The following is a 16252-nucleotide window of genomic DNA, read 5'->3' as shown; positions in this document are numbered from 1 at the left end:
CAAAAATCAGACTTGGGGTTTAGATAACTGTTTTGCTCACGCCATTTCAAGCGTTTTTCAAACAGGGATGATTCGCAATCTTTCCGAAAAATCCGAATATGCGATCCCGGAGGGCTCTCTCGCCTTCTTTTTGTGAGTCAGTTCAAGCATTCAAATTATCTGAACGCCTATAAAGAAATCATTACCTTGTGATGACAAAAAATGACGTGGATCTGAGGTAGAAAAAGGGACACAGAAATCAGGCAGCAACAGGAAAGGAGCGAGAATATGGAATGGAAAATCATAGATATCCTGAGTATCCCACAGACCGGACTGAAATATATCTGCATTCAGGCATTCAAAAACCTGAAGTTGATCCTGTCTGTTGATAACGACTTTACACTGCAAACCGGCGACACTTTAGAGATTACGCCGGAGGGTTATTCCCTGAACCGCCATCAGGCGCAGAGCCTGAAAATTCATCGCATGATGCCGTATTGTCAGCAACGCTGGCAGTCACTGGGGATCCAGTGAGCGTCCCTTCAATTTCATGAATGAATTCCAAATAAGCCGGTTTTTACACCGGCTTTTTGTTTGCTTCCCTTAGGGAATCTGAAATCCCGTCGTGGTCACCAAACTTCTGTTCCGGCACATCCAGCCAGCGGTCTTTACGCGTCGCTTCATATTCCTGATTCAGCGGATAATAAATGCGGTTTTCCGGCTTATTTGCTTCGCCAACGACCAGCAGACGCACTTCATCTTCACTGTTATTGATGAAGGTATGGCAGATGCCGGTGCCGTGCGGAAACGCCACGGCGTCGCCGGGTTTGAGCCGGTGCAGGTGGCCATTTATCCACGCATCAGGCTGCCCTTCCAGCACATAAACAAACTCATCTTCAGAACTTTCAGCATGCGCGTAACAGGTACGTCGCCCCGGCAGCAGACGTTCATGATGAATGCCGATACGCGTCAGCCCCAGCGCTTTGCCGAGCGGTGCACCAATCGACATCAGTTCATCATCGCCCGGATAACTGCTGTCGTCCGGCCCTTCGAGCTCACGCCAGTTGGCGATAAAGTCGGGTCTTTCCTTGCTCATCGTTGACTCCGTTTCCCGCCGGTCGCTGCATGTGTTTTACGCAGTCAGCCTCAGTACAGCGACGGGGATTTTTGTTGAATTGAGTAAGTGCTTTGGTTTGAATACGTGCTTTGCGTCGCCGGTTTCGGCAGGCACGCAAATCTTATGTGTACACGGTCACCGTCATTGCTTTCACCCAGCGTCTGGAATTTGCCTGTACAAAAATCGAAGATCTTTTTATAGGTATCCGCACGACGCTGACGTTCCAGAATGGAGAATACGGAAGACGCATAGCTCGCCTGCCCCTGCGCAAATGAAGCATCAAAGTTTGCAGGCCGGTAGACTTCCGCGCCAACGGGTTCATCAATCGATGAACATCCTGCCAATAAAGTTGCTGCTGCCACCGCTGCTACCATCATTATTTTGATATTTTTCATTATTTATCCCGAGACATCTTCCATTCTATTCAGTGTAGATGAACAACGGCCTAAGCCCTGCCCGCGCTGCCAATGCTGTTTTTTCCATTCTTTTTCACGCTCACCAATGCCCGTTCTGCGGCGGCCAGCCACTGGTTGTAATTCTCATGATTTCTGGATGTCGCCACGCCAATGCTCAGCGAGCACTGAAAACCGGAATCCTGCGACAGGCGAATTTCCGATGTTTTCAGCAGCAGCCGGTATCCGACCGCATACGCTTCTTCTTCGGAAATGCCCGGCAGTATCACCACAAACTCGTCTCCGCCCAGTATGGCCGGAAAATCGTGCTCAGCCGTTTCCTTACGCAAAATAGTCGATACCGATCGTAAAACATAATCGCCCGCTTCGCGTCCGAACAGATCATTCACCATTTTCAAATCATCGACGCCCAGCACCATCAGACAGGCCAGATCCTGCTTTGAACGTTCAAATTCCAGCATCAGGCGGCGATCGAGCAAACGCCGGTTTGGCAGGCCAAGAAAAGGATCCATCAGCGCCGATTTCTCCAGTTCGTGCTGCTTATCGCGCAGTTTGCGGGAAATGGAATAATTGGCAGCGCTGAACGCGATAATGTAAATCGTGGAAAGCGGCAGCGTCAGCCATAACGTCCGGTCGCTCACTTCGGTATAAAGGCTCATCCCGGAAAGCGGCCAGCACAGGATAAATCCGGCACAGTAAAACAGCGCGGCGCGGCGCAGTAATTGCCAGCCACCGGCAGAAAACCGGTCGGCAACCAGAATAGACGTAATGATCGCAGAAGGCAGCGGACACACGCCCATCAGCGCGACCCACGCGCCACCGGCAATGGCGTCGAACGCCAGGTTTCTGAACTCAGCCTGATTGGGATGTTTGGAGCGGCGGGAAATCAGCATCGCCACGTGCGGCCAGACAAACGCGTTCAGCACCAGAAAACCCAGCGGGATCCAGGAAACTTCGCGTTCTAAAAGCACCGAGGCGACAGGGAAAAAACAGAGAAAAGTGCCAAGTATGCGCATTAAGTACATTCGTCGTAAGAAACGATCTGAACGCTCACGAACGAGACTTTCATCTGTAGAAAAATATGCCATACCAGAAAAGACTCTATGATTGATTTTTATTTATAGTAGTCGAGTTAGATATCACAGAGCTACTGAAAGCACCGGTTTTAATGGGCCGAACATCGGGGTTTTTTAGGCTTAAATAAAACGGTTCAGCGAATAAGGCGGTAATTTAGGATAAAAAGTCGAAAAGCTAAATCAGACGTGCAGAATTTATCGTGAGGGAGAAAACGGGCAGCTTATTTGCCGCCCGTCCTGAATTGCCTGAGAAGTTAAAATTCGAACGTCGAGGAAAGAAGTAACGTTCTTGGCATCCCGACCGCCAGCTGGCCGCTGCCTGCTGCGCTCCAGTAACGTTTATCGGTCACATTATTCACGGTTGCCTGGAATGTGGCCTTGGTTCCGGCCAGTTTTGTGGTGTAACTCGCGCCCACGTTGTACGTCGTATAGCCCGCCACAAACGCCTGATTCTGGGCATTCACCGGCCGTGAACCGACATAATACGCGCCACCATTAACCGCCAGGCCGTCGATGAAATCCAGCTTGTGGTTGATGAAAATGTTCGCCACTTTTTTCGGCGTATTTTCCGGCGTTTTCCCCAGCAGCTTTTCATTGGTGGTTGAGGTGACTTCCGCACTCAGCAACATGACAGAACCCATCACCGACGTATTTTCCGTGACGTCGCCCTGAAGCGAGAATTCCCCGCCGCGGAATCGTGCTTCGCCGTTAAGGGAATAAATCAGATCATCGCCGGTACTGGCAGACGGTTGTTTCAACTCGAAATAAGCCGCCGACGCATAAAGTCCGCCGTAAACCCGTGTGCGGATCCCCACTTCTTTCTGTTTGCTGACCGCCGCTTTCAGGGATTCCCCGGCGTTAGCGGCGGTTGATGGTGCCGTTCCCGCCGATTCCAGACCTTCCACATAACTGGCATACAGGCTGATATCCGGCGTGACTTTATAAAGCACGCTGACGGCTGGCGTAACCGCGTGAACATCTTCGGAAGCCGCATCAAGCTGCTGGCTGGTATAGCGCCCGTAACGTACAGCGCCGGTCACCTGCCACTGATCGTTGAGCGTGATCCAATCTTGCAGGAACAGGCCGCCGTCGCGGATAGTTTGTTCTTTAAAGCTGCGGTCAGTCAGCGTTTTTTTGCTGTTTTTAGCCGCGCGCGTCAGCGATGTAATGGTCACCGGGTCATACATATTCTGCGCGGCAGAATACATGTAGGTCTCAAAACTCGGCTGGTAAAGGCGGTTCTGGCTGCCACCAAACAGCAGTTCATGCTCAACGGAACCGGTATCAAATGTGCCTTTAATTTCCGCCCGGACGTTCTGGTTCAGATAATCTTGGCCGGGCTGATCGGCACCATAAACAGTTCCCTCGCCGGTCTGCGCATTGTAATTATCAAATACCCACAACCAGCGGTCACGCCTTGTACGCGATTGCCCGGCGCTGACTTTACCCGTCCAGTTATCGGTCAGGGCATATTCAGCCTGAAGTAAGTGCGTTTCTGCCGAGGAATGTGTGTCTTTTCCTTTCATCGATAACAACTTTTTCGAATCAGGTATCGAAGGAATGGTCATGACGCCGTTAACGGCGGTCGGTGTGGCGATTGCCGCCTGTTCAGTAATGCGTGCCCGGATTGACTCATAGTCATATTTGAGTAAAAGCCGGTCCGTCGCCTGCCAGTCCAGCGCGGCGCTGAACATCCGGCGGTTACCATTATCGCCGTCTATCGGCGTATGGATATTATTGGTGACGGCATTGATGCGGACGCCAAAATTCTTCTCTTCACCAAAGCGGTCAGCCAGATCGACGTGCGCGAGGGACGATCCATTATCATCGGTCGAAAACGTTACCGCTCTGACAGGCTGCTGCCCCGCCCGTTTGGTCACCATATTCACCACGCCGCCGGGCGCGACAAAACCATAATAAAGTGCCGATGCGCCTTTCAGCACTTCCATACGCTCTTTATCTTCCATCGGGATCGGCAGGTTATTATCAAAAGGCAGAACGCCGTTAAACATATAACTTGAGCGGTTATCCAGATTAATACCGCGAACGGAAAGCTGGTCGTAAGCAATTCCGCTTTGTTGCTGGCGAACAATACCCGCCACATTTCGCAAAGCGTCAAATAAGCCGGTGCCCTGCTGCGCCTGAATAATGTCTTTGGAAACGACGCTGACTGACGCGGGAACATCCATCATATCGCGTCCCTGATAAGCCCCTACGTCAGCATAGCCGGGAATATATCCTGAAGGTTCGCTGTAAGAAGTTCCGTTAACTTCAATGGTGTCATCTTTTTGCTGATTTTTATTATCACTACTTTGATCAGGGTGATTAACGCTATTTTCGCCGGAAAGCGTTTCAGCCAGACTTTCTTTGACAGGCAATAAAACAGGAACGCTGGCAATTAACAGCGCCAGCGCATTTTTTTTCATTTTGTTGAAGTTCATACAATCCCCAAAAACATACGTAAAAGTATTTAAATCAAAATTAATTTCAGGCCGGCTTTTATTATTCTGTCAGCACATCCGCGCCGACTTTCTCAGGAAAAAAAACCTGATTACTGACCCGGTTATTGCGCGAAACACAGGCGCCGCTGGCCAGTTCCTGCTCAATCTTACAGGAATCAAAGTGCTCACTAAATTAGAATGATTATCATTCCATCACGCGGGACTGTAGTAGTAAACGTCAGGCGGTGAAGTGAAAAAAAGAGAAGTCCTGCGGGGTAAAAACCGGGATTTTATTTTTTATATCCCTCTGAAATTGAATATATTATTTTCATAATCTGTTCTGCAAAACCCGCCCGGGGAAGCCCTGATTTTCCGGCACACCTTCGTAGCGTTGACTACTACAGTTACGTACTTCATCATGATTCTTAAAAGATAATGATAATTCTTCTCATACAGTATCGGGAAGAGTTCCACACGATCCGCGCAAGTTTTAAAGACTCAGCCAGAAGGAATAACAGATTGAACCCGGACAGCCCCCTGCCCGCTCCAGCGCAGTACCCCACTGAAAAGAAAAGCGTTATCAGAATTACCGCCAAGCCAGAACTCGCGCCGCTGGTTGAAAAAATCATTGCGGCATTCCGTCTTGTTCACCCTGATATTGCAGTCGCCGCCACTTTTTGCCATGACGATGCCGCGTTTGCCTTTCTGATTAACCGTCGTGCCACGATGGCGCTGATTGAAAGAGAAATTACGCCCACGGAATCCGTGCCGTATAAAAAGCAGCGCGGCTCAGCACCGTCTTCTGTGAAGCTTGCGGTCAGTCCGGCAACGCCAGCCGTGTACGTGCATCACAGTAATCCACTGACTGAAATTTCGGTGACCCAGCTTTCACAGATTTTCACGCGCGGAAATGCACAGGGTGATTTTTCGAACTGGGGACAACTCATTACGTCTTCTCACGATGCCAGTATTCTGCCGCTGAGCCTGCCGGAAGACAGCGCCCTTCAGGTGTTCTTACAAAAGCATTTATTTGCCGGACGTGAACTGACTGCGCGGACTGAATATGTGGCGGATTCGGCCACGCTTCTGGCGCGGCTTGAGAATACGCCAGACGGCATTGGCATTGCTGACACCGCCGGAGAACATCCGCTTTTACGTAAAGTGCCTCTGAGCGGTCAGGCGCGCGACCCGCTTACCCGTTTTCTGCATCTTTATCTGCCCGCCGGTGAAGGCCCCGACGCACATAAACTGGCCGGTTTCCTGCTTTCCGATGAAGGTCAGGCAATTATCGCAGATACAACCTGTCTGCCTCTGGAACCTGCTGAACTCGCTCAGCAGCGTGCAATAATCGCGGTGCATTCATGAATTCAAACACACTTAATCTCCCGCTGCCGGTTGTCGGAAATGACGGCATGGCTTCTCTGGTTCTTCCGTGGTGCGCACTTTTTTGCGAAGCGAATCCGGCAATTTCTTTCGACTGCACGCTGGAAGGCTCGTCCACGGCGATTATGGCACTGGCGGCTGACGCCAGCTGGCTGGCACCGATGTCACGCGCGCCATGGCCTCATGAACTGGCAGCTTTTGAGCGCGTAAAAGGCTACCGGCCAACGGAAATCCATGTCGGATATACCGGCCACGGGCCGCGTCCGGAAGCCAAAAGCCCGCCTGCGATTTATGTTCACCGCGATAATCCTTTGCCGGGGCTGACCATGGCGCAGCTGGCCTCGGTTTTCTCTTCAGGGCATAGCAGCGGAGATATCACTGACTGGCAACAACTGGGGCTGGAAGGCAAATGGCACAACCGGCGCATTCATCTTTATGGCCTGCGGGATAACGGGAAATACGCCACCGCTTTCCGGCACGCACATCTGGCCGGTCGTCATTATCCTGCGCATTATGAAGGTCTCGCCGATCGCCGCGCCGTGATTGAAGCGGTGGCGCAAGACCCGTTCGGGGCGGGCTGCCTGGGCTGGTGCAACGCGGCACTGTTCTCTGACGACGTGCGTATTTTGCCGCTGGCCTCAGAAGCAAATACCGCATTTTATTCGCCGGATTTAGTCAATGTGGCGCAGGGGAATTATCCGCTTTCAAGCTATGTTTCGTTCTGCTTTGACCTGCCGCCGGGAGCCACGCTGGATCCGTTGGTTAAAGCCTGGCTGGAAATGACGCTGTCTGATGCCGGACAAGCTATTGTGGCCGCACAAACTCACAGCCCGGAAGGATACGTACCGCTTGAACCGTCAATGCTGGCTCATCAACGGCAAAGACTGGCAAGCCTGTAAGGCGCTCCCGAAGTACACTGTAAAAAATGGCAGCAATGTGAATGAACAGGCGTAACTGTGAAAAACCCGAAGACTAAACCCAACCGCTCCGGCCCGGATCTCTACGGCGAACGTTTCCGCCTGCGCAAAAACCAGTTATCACCGCGCCTGTTTGCCGTCGCACAGTATATTCATACTCACCGGGGCGCAGTGCTGGATAAAACCGCCATGGAAATCGCGGCAGATACCCAAAGCTCGGATGCTACGGTCGTGCGTGCCATTCAGGCGCTGGGATTTTCCGGCCTGCGCGATCTGAAAAATGTGCTGGCCAGTTATCTCGGGGAGTCGCTGACGTCGTCGGCAAAGATGGCAACAACGGTGAGTTCCCTGACGCCGGATACCAATTCCAGCATTGATTTCGTGCTGGACGGCTACCTTTATACCTGCCAGATGCTGTCGGAGGAGAAGAACCGGCTGGCGCTTTCGCGTGCCAACGCGTTGTTGCAGGCCGCCGACCGGATAGCCATTTTTGGCATCGGGGCTTCCTCGCTGCTGGCGGAATATACCGCCCGTTTGTTCAACCGTAACGGGACGCCCGCGTATGTGCTTAACCGCACCGGCGCGTCGCTGAGTGAGCAACTGATCGGCATGCGTCCGGGCGATGTGCTGATTATGATGGCGCAACGCAGCGCCCATCGGGAAGGTGTCACAACGCTGGCGGAAGCCAAACGCCTGGGGATTTCAACTATTTTACTGACCGGCTCGGCCGAATCCGTTTTTATCAAAGAAGCGGACTGCGTGGTGTTTATTCCTCGCAGCGCTGATGCGGAAAAAATCCCCGTCCACGGCACACCTGTCATTTGCCTCGAAATTCTGGTGCTGGCGCTGGCCGCCTCTTCACCAAAAGTCCCGCTTCAGACCATGAACCGGCTTTATGAGCTGAGTAATTCCATGACCAAGCCCCGCAAAAATCCGCGCGGATGAAAAAACGCAGAAATCCCGTCCGGCACAACCGGACAGGATCGCGTTCATTTCAGATGCCTAAAAATCACTTCTGATACTGAGCGTCTGTCACTTTTTCCAGCCACTCAACCGGGCTGCCGTTAAGAGATTCGGCAATCGCAATGTGGGTCATTGCATTTCCCGACGTCGCGCCGTGCCAGTGTTTAACCCCTTCAGGGATCCACACGATATCGCCGACATTCATTTCGCGAATTTCACCGCCCTCTTCCTGCAACCACCCACGACCGTGAGTGATGATCAGCGTCTGGCCCAGCGGATGCGTGTGCCATGCCGTGCGCGCGCCCGGTTCAAACGTCACGGTTGCGCCGCCAACACGCGCAGATTCAGTACCGCTGAACGGCGCATCGATGCGCACTTTGCCGGTAAAATAGCTTTCCGGGCCATTCTGCGAAGGAACAGAACCGCTTTTGGTAATTCTCATTTTGTCAGACATTTTATTCTCCGTTTTCTCGTTCTGATAAAAGGTACAGACATTCCGTTTAAACGACTAGATGACAAAATATGAAAGGAGTTATGAGCGGGATTCATAAATAAAACACAAGGCACGGCTGATGCAATATTAGAAAAATTGATAATTTATTGATTTTTATTAGAATTTCATTCATCCTTTGCGGACTTTAAGAAATATTGTATTTTTCGCATTTGCGGCCCGCCTGGAGCGGGCTTTTTTATGTTTTTAACACTTAAATTTGACTTAGGAGTTTCTTTAACACAATTAATCTACCCGACGAACTACCCGGCACGGATTACCACAGGCAATAACGCCCTGTGGAATAGAACGAGTCACCACGCTGCCAGCACCAATTGTACTTCCCGCTCCGGTAGTGACGCCCGGCAGAACGATGCACCCTCCGCCAATCCAGACATCATCCCCGATTGTGACCGGCTGCGCGCTCCCGATATGTTCCCTGCGTAAATCAATATTCAGCGGATGTTGAGCGGTATAAATTTGCACATCCGGCCCGATAAAAACGTTATTCCCAATACACACCGGCGCGCAATCGAGCAGGACAAAATTGAAATTGATAAAAACATTGTCCCCGATCGTCGTATTAATACCGTAATCGATGCGCATGCCTTTTTCAAAATGAACGTTGTTCCCAACCTGACCGAATATTTTTCTGACCAGGCTGTCTTTCTCAGCCACCTGGCGCGCACCGAGTGCATTAAACTCGTCCACTTTGTCCCGGGTCTGGTAGCGGATTTCAATAAGTTCCTCATCATTAATCGGATAATCCAGACTGTTAACCATGCATGTCAGCGCAGACATAATCTTCTCCCTATTCAAAATTTATAACCGGCTTACTGCCCGATATCCCGCAGTTTTTTCCCTGCCATCAGATTTCTTTCAATCTGTTCAAGCGTCACGTTTTTCGTTTCAGGAATGAGAATAAAAGTAATCACAACAAACGCGAGATTCAGCGCGGTGTACAGCCAGAATGTCCCGGCGGCGCCAATATTGTCCATCAGCGTCAGGAACGTCGCACCGATAATCATGTTGGAAATCCAGTTGGTGGTCGTAGAGCAGGTGATACCAAAGTCGCGGCTTTTGAGGGGCTGAATTTCAGAACAAAGGATCCACACCACCGGCGCAGCACTCATGGCGTACCCGGCGATACACATCATCGTCATCCCCACCGATAGCCAGGAAAGCCCGGCTCCCGCCGTTCCGTGATTAAACTGCTGAAGGCAATATCCCAGCACCAGCGTTCCGAGCGCTATCACGCTGAAACCTATTTTCAGCGCAGGTTTACGCCCCGCTTTATCAACCATGCCGATGGCAATAAAAGTCGCCAAAACAAACGTCAGGCCGACAATAATCGTGGCAATCATCTGTTCCCGCGTGCTGGTAAATCCGGCCAGATTAAAAATTTTCGGCGCGTAATACATGATGATATTCATGCCGGTAAATTGCTGCATGGCCTGCAATAACATGCCGAGATACACCGCCCGACGCACATTGCTGTTGGCCTTAAATAAATTCCAGCCGCCCTGTTTTAGCTTCAAACTTTCACGAATTTCATTCAGTTCCTGACGGGCCTTTTCAGAGGTATCGCGCAACATCCGCAGCACACGTTCTGCTTCAATATGTTGCCCTTTCGCCGCCAGCCAGCGCGGGCTGTTGGGTAAAAAGCAGACCGCGAGCATCAGAACTAATGCGGGGATCGCCAGAACCCCCAGCATGGCGCGCCAGTCGCCGCTTGCGCTGAACGCCGTATCAGACAAAAAGGCCAGCAAAATACCGAGAGTTACCATCAGCTGATACATCGCGATCATTTTGCCGCGGATAGTTTCTGATGCCATTTCAGAGAGATAGAGAGGCGCAGTATAAGAGGCGATGCCAACTGCAAATCCGAGGATCAGACGAGAAACCATCAGAATTTCAACACTCGAAGCAAACGCTGAACCAAGCGAACCGAGAACAAACAATAATGCTGCGGCCATCAGGCTGTATTTGCGCCCCAGCCGGAAAGAGAGCCAGCCATTGGCAAGCGCCCCGAACGCCGCACCGAGCATCATGATGCTGACGACCCATTCCTGCTGCCGGCTGGTAAGGACGAAATGGTCAGTAATAAAGGGAAGCGCACCCGAAATCACACCGATATCAAGGCCGAACAGCAGCCCGGCCATTGCCGCCGCAAAAGACACAAAGAGGTTCATCACTTTGGTATTTTTCAGCGGGTTTTCAGTCAGTTTTGCTACATCAGATGACGACATTTTTTTCTCCGGATAAAAGGAAATACAGCGACGGACATCAGAAAAAAATAAATCCGGTCTTCACGATAAGCACAACTCACCCCCGCAGTGAGAGCAGGACGGGTACATATATAAACAATCGTGCTGCGCCGGATTTTTTGTGATCAAGATCACCAGCCCGCAGTAATCACAGCAAGTAAACGTGTCAGCCGCCCCCTCACGATTTGCGAGGCACTTTCCAGATTTGAATTAAAAACACTGTAAATACATACAGGCCATTTCTTTATTTTCCGGTCAGGAATAGAGTCAACGCAATTAAAGGCGGCCCGGAAAGCTGCTTCAATTTTACTGACGCAGGATAAACATCATGATGAATTTCGAAAGCGGCACAGCATTTCAGCAAAACTCAGTCACCGTTTTTCGCTCACTGGTTGCCGGGCTGGATCTGGGGAATTTTAACGAGGGGCAGCTTTACGACCTGAGCGCACTGGCGTCCGAATCCGCCGAAGGTTTGTGTCAGGGTTTGCTGTGCCTGAGTGAAGGGCTGGAGAACGGAGAATTGCTGCCGCCCGAAGGCATTTTGCAGGTCAGCGCCTACCTGAAAGCCTCAGCGCATATCCTGCCGGTCCTGTTTGAGCTGTCGGAGAAGGCCAGCGACAAACTGGGGAAAGTGAAGAAAAAGATAACTTACCCGATGATGTGACCATCACCAGCAGGCAATCCCCGCTGCGGGACTAATTCCTGCATAAAATATTCAAAGAAAGATGAAACCACGGTAGCGGCGGGCCTTATGGGTAAACGGAGTAAATGCATTGGTCTGGATACCGGCGCGTAATCGGGTAATACGCGGTTCAGCCGTCCGGCGTCGATATCATCTTGCAGCGTGACGCAGGAATGCATAACGACGCCCAGGCCAGATAATGCGGCCTGACGGATAGCTTCACCGGAATCCACGGTAAGGCGCGGGACGATATCGATATCAACCTGCCCTTCCGGCCCCAGAAGTTGCCAGCGATGAGCAGAGCGCCACTGGCTGAAACTGACACAATTATGTCGGGCTAAATCAGCGGGCGTTACCGGTGTTCCGTGAGTGTCCAGATACGACGGTGAGGCTGCCAGCACCATCTCATAAGGGGGCAAAGGAACGGCGACATAACCTTCATCCTGAAGATTACCAATACGTATCGCTATCTGAAAACGCTCTTCAATCATATCCACACGGCGGTCGCTCAGAACCAGATCGGCGTTGACGGCGGGATAGTGTTGCAAAAATTTCGACAATATTGGCGTGAGGATACGCTGACCAAAAGCAACCGGCGCGCTGATACGCAGCATGCCCGTGACCTGTTCGTTAAGATGACGCGCCAGAGAATCGGCATCTTCTATCGTTGAGAGGATCTGCACTCCGTAAAGATAAAAACGGTGCCCTGCTTCCGTCAGCCCCTGACGCCGGGTGGTCCGGTTAATCAGCACGCAGCCCGTGCGCGTCTCCAGCATCTGGATGTGCTTACCGACCATTGCAGGCGTGATACCCAGTTTATCGGCGGCGGCCGTAAAACTACCGGATTCTGTCGCGGCGATGAACGATTCGACACACTTTAAGTAATCCATTGCTCTGCTCCGTGAAGGTAAAGTGAGCCATTATAAATTTTTATTATCGAATAAATAAAGCAGACCTCTGTTTATCTCCTGCGCCCGCTTCACGATAATCGCCGCAATATTCACAAAGATTGAGTTAAGGAAAGGCAATGAAAGCACTGGTTTTTGAAAATCCGGGTTCGGCCGATGTATTACATCTGCATGAGACGGCGGATCCCGTTCCGTCTTCAGGAGAATTACTGGTCGCGGTCACCGCAGCCGGGCTGAATTTTGCTGATATTTACCGCCGTCAGGGCCGTTATCCGCTGGCCGGGACCTCGCCGTATATCGCAGGTTATGAAGGGGCTGGCCGGGTCATTGCGGTCGGGGAAAATGTTACAGGTTGGAAAACTGGCGATCGCGTCGGTTTTGCTGATGTCCCGCTGGCACACGCCAGCCATATCCGGGTGCCGGTCGACCACGCAATCCGCTTACCGGAATGGCTGTCCGAAACCGATGCTGCTGCTGTTTTGCTGCAAGGTCTGACCGCCGATTATCTGCTTCACGATGTGCTGCCTTTGCGCGCCGGAATGCACGTCGCCGTGCTGGCCGCCGCGGGTGGCGTCGGGCGTTTATTGCTTCAGATGCTAAAACATCAGGGCATCCACGCCTTTGCTGTGGCATCAAGCCAGGAAAAGCAGAAAGCATGTCTGGAGCTTGGTGCAGATGCGGCTGCAAATTATGACATCTGGCCTGAGCAGGTACGTTTGTGGCAGAGCGCGGGTTGCGATGTAGTATTCGACTCGGTAGGAACAACGCTTACCCAAAGTCTGGATTCCCTGAAAGACGGCGGCCGCGTAGTGCTGTTCGGTATGTCCGGCGGCGCGCTTGCTGAGTTCGATCCGTCCCGCCTCCAGCTCAGCTCTCACGGCATACTGGGTGCCGATCTCTGGACGTATCTGACCTCTGCCGAAGAGCGCCAGCGCCGCGCAGACCGGCTTTTTGCCCTGATTAAAGAAGGCTGCGTCGTTCTTCCGCCGGTCACTCAGTTCGCATTATCATCCGGCGCAGATGCGCACCGCCTGCTGGAAACCCGAAGCTTCAGCGGCAAGATTGTATTGGTACCCTAGGGGAAATTGTTTAGCGGATTTTTGAAGACGTTAAAACAAGTAAGGATGGTACGCCCTACAGGGCTCGAACCTGTGACCTACGGCTTAGAAGGCCGTTGCTCTATCCAACTGAGCTAAGGGCGCATTGCTTGTCCCAAATTGGGAGCGTTGCGGGTTCGGATTATACGGGCAGACCGGGTTGAGTCAATGGCTTTTAAACTCTCTGCTTAATGCCTGAACAATTAGCCGTTATTCCCGGTATGCCTGATAAGTCGATGTCATCAGCGGTGGTTATTTTTCGTGCTCAGATTTCAGTGCAGCGGTGATAACACGCGCGGAGGCGTGGTACGCCACGCCTTCGTAGGCGGTCAGTTCCGGCTGCAAAGTTTGTACGATACCGTTTATGCCGATCACCGCAGGTTGCCCGATATACACGCTAAGTTCTTCATCCCACGCGGAAACCGGGTATACGCTCTGCGCATTGGATAGCACGGCATCCACCAGACGCGCCGTCGCGGTCGCAATACCAAAGCTGGTCCAGCCCTTCCCTTGCAGGATTTCCCAGCCGCCACCGCGAACGGCGTCGTCCATTTTTGCCCAGTCAACATCGCGATCGCCTGCCAGTTCAGCGACCGGACGTCCGCCGAGCGTGACGGTGCTCCAGGCGACAAACTGCGATTCACCGTGTTCGCCCATCACGTAGCCCGTGACGCTTTTCGGGTCAAAACCGAAAAACTCGCCGACGACGCGTTTCATCCGTGCGGTATCCAGAGACGTGCCGGTGCCGAATACCTGCGAGTCCGGCAGACCGCTGGTTTGCTGAATAATCTGGGTGATCACGTCACACGGGTTGGTGATATTGATAATAACGCCGCCAAAACCGCTGGCGATGACAGGGGGAATGACTTCACGGACTGCCGCACGGGTTTCGGCCAGCTCTTCTAAACGGTCTTCGCGTAACAGCGTTTTAGGGCCGACGGCGATGACCAGCACGTCAGCGTCATGCAATTCGCTGTAATCATTAGCGATGACCTGAACGCGCGAAGCAGTCAGTGAAGCCATATCGCGCAGTTCGAGCGACTGGCTCGCAGCTTTCTTTTCATTTTCATCCAGCAGAACAATGATGTCGCACAGGCCCTGTGTGACCAATGAAAACGCGACGTCAGCGCCCACGTGCCCGGCACCGATGATTCCCACTTTACGTGTCATTTATTCCTTTCCTCATGATTTAAAAAGAGTCACATCTAAAATAGACACTTTTTTCGCCACTGTCTCAGGTTAAATTCTCACCCGCCGATAACAAGTTATTCGCATTCAACGCCTGACAGCGCCCGCTGCTTCTGACAAAATAGGCGCATCCCCCTGCATTTTTTAATTGATGGATTTACTCCCTGATGGCAGCAAAGATTATTGACGGTAAAACGATTGCGCAGCAAGTCAGAAACGAAGTTGCGGCGCGTGTTCAACAACGACTGGCGGAAGGGAAACGTGCTCCCGGGCTGGCTGTCGTGCTGGTCGGTGAAAATCCGGCATCGCAGATTTATGTCGCCAGCAAGCGCCGTTCTTGCGAAGAAGTCGGGTTTATTTCCCGCTCTTACGATTTACCGGCGACGACCACCGAAGGCGAACTGCTTGGCCTTATCGATCAGCTGAATAACGACAACGAAATCGACGGTATTCTGGTTCAGCTTCCGCTGCCTGCGGGCATTGATAACATCAAGGTGCTCGAGCGTATTCATCCTGACAAAGACGTCGACGGGTTCCATCCGTACAACGTGGGGCGTCTGTGCCAGCGCGCGCCAACGCTGCGCCCTTGTACGCCGCGCGGTATCGTGACCCTGCTCGAACGTTATGGCGTTGATACTTTCGGGCTGAACGCCGTGGTGATCGGCGCATCCAATATTGTTGGCCGTCCGATGAGCATGGAATTACTGCTGGCGGGCTGCACCACGACGGTCACGCACCGCTTCACTAAAAATCTGCGCCATCACGTCGAAAACGCCGATCTGGTGGTGGTTGCCGTCGGTAAACCGGGTTTTATTCCGGGCGAATGGATTAAACCGGGCGCGATTGTCATTGATGTCGGTATAAACCGTCTGGAAAGTGGTAAAGTTGTCGGCGATGTGGAATATGATGCCGCCGCTGAGCGTGCTTCCTTTATCACACCGGTGCCGGGCGGTGTTGGCCCGATGACGGTCGCGACGCTGATCCAGAATACCTTGCAGGCTTGCGAGGAATATCACGATATCAGCGCCAATAAGTCTTAAACAATTAGCTCTACACAAAAAGTCAGGAATACATGGAAACTTTTTTTCTCGAAAAACATCCGCACGTTGAACTGTGCGACCTGCTCAAATTTATGGGCTGGTGTGACAGTGGCGGTACCGCTAAAGCGGTGATTGCTGAAGGCCAGGTTAAGGTCAACGGTAAAGTCGAAACCCGTAAACGCTGCAAAATCGTTGCTGACCAGAACGTTGAGTTCGCCAGCAATAAAGTCGTGGTGAAGGCGTCAGTTTAATCTTCTGACCCAATCCGGCTTCAAAAAAATGCCCTGCAAG

At 52.1% G+C, this 16252-nt stretch carries 17 protein-coding genes and 1 tRNA gene; 8 read left to right on the top strand and 10 right to left on the bottom strand.

Annotated elements, in window-relative coordinates:
- Positions 1-267 precede the first annotated feature (267 nt).
- A complete protein-coding gene (locus KWG64_RS00730) occupies positions 268-513 on the top strand; it encodes a hypothetical protein (protein ID WP_104922965.1) in 246 nt (81 codons plus the stop codon).
- 43 nt (positions 514-556) lie between these two features.
- Here KWG64_RS00730 and KWG64_RS00725 read toward each other — a convergent pair whose 3' ends face one another.
- The 4 genes from KWG64_RS00725 to KWG64_RS00710 form a co-directional block, all read right to left on the bottom strand.
- Positions 557-1075: a cupin domain-containing protein gene (locus KWG64_RS00725; protein ID WP_218520653.1), complete on the bottom strand. Its 519-nt coding sequence runs from the start codon at positions 1073-1075 to the stop codon at positions 557-559.
- 50 nt (positions 1076-1125) lie between these two features.
- Positions 1126-1491, bottom strand: coding sequence for a hypothetical protein (locus tag KWG64_RS00720; protein ID WP_195814232.1), 366 nt, complete (start codon positions 1489-1491; stop codon positions 1126-1128).
- A gap of 50 nt (positions 1492-1541) precedes the next feature.
- Positions 1542-2525 carry a diguanylate cyclase gene (locus tag KWG64_RS00715; protein ID WP_255562060.1) on the bottom strand — a complete coding sequence of 328 codons (984 nt, stop codon included), beginning with the start codon at positions 2523-2525 and terminating at the stop codon, positions 1542-1544.
- A 314-nt stretch (positions 2526-2839) separates the two neighbouring features.
- Complete coding sequence (locus KWG64_RS00710) at positions 2840-5026, bottom strand: TonB-dependent siderophore receptor (RefSeq protein ID WP_218520651.1); 2187 nt, start codon at positions 5024-5026, stop codon at positions 2840-2842.
- 519 nt (positions 5027-5545) lie between these two features.
- On the opposite strand from KWG64_RS00710, the gene KWG64_RS00705 reads away from it, so the two are divergent.
- The 3 genes from KWG64_RS00705 to KWG64_RS00695 are packed head-to-tail and all read left to right on the top strand — an operon-like array spanning position 5546 to position 8271.
- The gene (locus tag KWG64_RS00705) at positions 5546-6391 is read left to right on the top strand and encodes a substrate-binding domain-containing protein (protein ID WP_218520650.1); all 846 of its coding nucleotides are present in this window, start codon (positions 5546-5548) and stop codon (positions 6389-6391) included.
- Positions 6388-7308, top strand: a complete 921-nt coding sequence (locus KWG64_RS00700; RefSeq protein ID WP_218520649.1) for a PstS family phosphate ABC transporter substrate-binding protein — start codon at positions 6388-6390, stop codon at positions 7306-7308. Before KWG64_RS00705 ends, KWG64_RS00700 begins: the two co-directional genes overlap by 4 nt.
- Positions 7309-7365: 57 nt before the next feature.
- On the top strand, positions 7366-8271 hold the full coding sequence (locus tag KWG64_RS00695) for a MurR/RpiR family transcriptional regulator (protein WP_218520648.1): 906 nt from the start codon (positions 7366-7368) through the stop codon (positions 8269-8271).
- A gap of 64 nt (positions 8272-8335) precedes the next feature.
- On the opposite strand, the gene KWG64_RS00690 is transcribed toward KWG64_RS00695, so the two are convergent.
- The 3 genes from KWG64_RS00690 to KWG64_RS00680 all read right to left on the bottom strand — a co-directional run bounded on the left by KWG64_RS00690 (position 8336) and on the right by KWG64_RS00680 (position 11052).
- Positions 8336-8743, bottom strand: a complete 408-nt coding sequence (locus tag KWG64_RS00690; RefSeq protein WP_218520647.1) for a cupin domain-containing protein — start codon at positions 8741-8743, stop codon at positions 8336-8338.
- A 282-nt stretch (positions 8744-9025) separates the two neighbouring features.
- Entirely contained in the window at positions 9026-9580 is a 555-nt protein-coding gene (locus KWG64_RS00685; protein ID WP_218520646.1) for a sugar O-acetyltransferase, read from the bottom strand.
- Between the two features lie 32 nt (positions 9581-9612).
- Positions 9613-11052: a sugar porter family MFS transporter gene (locus KWG64_RS00680; RefSeq protein WP_255562076.1), complete on the bottom strand. Its 1440-nt coding sequence runs from the start codon at positions 11050-11052 to the stop codon at positions 9613-9615.
- Positions 11053-11374: 322 nt separating this feature from the next.
- Here KWG64_RS00680 and KWG64_RS00675 point away from each other — a divergent pair, with 322 nt between their 5' ends.
- Positions 11375-11710, top strand: coding sequence for a hypothetical protein (locus tag KWG64_RS00675; protein WP_152326409.1), 336 nt, complete (start codon positions 11375-11377; stop codon positions 11708-11710).
- On the opposite strand, the gene KWG64_RS00670 is transcribed toward KWG64_RS00675, so the two are convergent.
- On the bottom strand, positions 11695-12618 hold the full coding sequence (locus tag KWG64_RS00670) for a LysR family transcriptional regulator (protein WP_218520645.1): 924 nt from the start codon (positions 12616-12618) through the stop codon (positions 11695-11697). The genes KWG64_RS00675 and KWG64_RS00670 overlap by 16 nt on opposite strands.
- Before the next feature lie 137 nt (positions 12619-12755).
- Here KWG64_RS00670 and KWG64_RS00665 point away from each other — a divergent pair, with 137 nt between their 5' ends.
- Positions 12756-13715, top strand: a complete 960-nt coding sequence (locus KWG64_RS00665) for a quinone oxidoreductase (protein WP_218520644.1) — start codon at positions 12756-12758, stop codon at positions 13713-13715.
- Between the two features lie 46 nt (positions 13716-13761).
- On the opposite strand, the gene KWG64_RS00660 is transcribed toward KWG64_RS00665, so the two are convergent.
- Both KWG64_RS00660 and KWG64_RS00655 read right to left on the bottom strand, forming a co-directional pair.
- Positions 13762-13838, bottom strand: a tRNA-Arg gene (locus tag KWG64_RS00660).
- Positions 13839-13985: 147 nt separating this feature from the next.
- Positions 13986-14903, bottom strand: a complete 918-nt coding sequence (locus KWG64_RS00655; protein WP_218520643.1) for an L-lactate dehydrogenase — start codon at positions 14901-14903, stop codon at positions 13986-13988.
- A 185-nt stretch (positions 14904-15088) separates the two neighbouring features.
- On the opposite strand from KWG64_RS00655, the gene folD reads away from it, so the two are divergent.
- Entirely contained in the window at positions 15089-15961 is an 873-nt protein-coding gene (gene folD, locus KWG64_RS00650) for a bifunctional methylenetetrahydrofolate dehydrogenase/methenyltetrahydrofolate cyclohydrolase FolD (protein WP_195823599.1), read from the top strand.
- Between the two features lie 32 nt (positions 15962-15993).
- A complete protein-coding gene (gene ybcJ, locus KWG64_RS00645) occupies positions 15994-16212 on the top strand; it encodes a ribosome-associated protein YbcJ (protein WP_152327959.1) in 219 nt (72 codons plus the stop codon).
- Positions 16213-16252 lie beyond the last annotated feature (40 nt).

This window comes from Rahnella sp. PD12R, from assembly GCF_019200965.1.
GTDB lineage: Bacteria > Pseudomonadota > Gammaproteobacteria > Enterobacterales > Enterobacteriaceae > Rahnella > Rahnella laticis.
The sequence above is the reverse complement of the archived record's forward strand: the minus strand, read 5'-3'. Positions and strand labels throughout refer to the sequence as shown.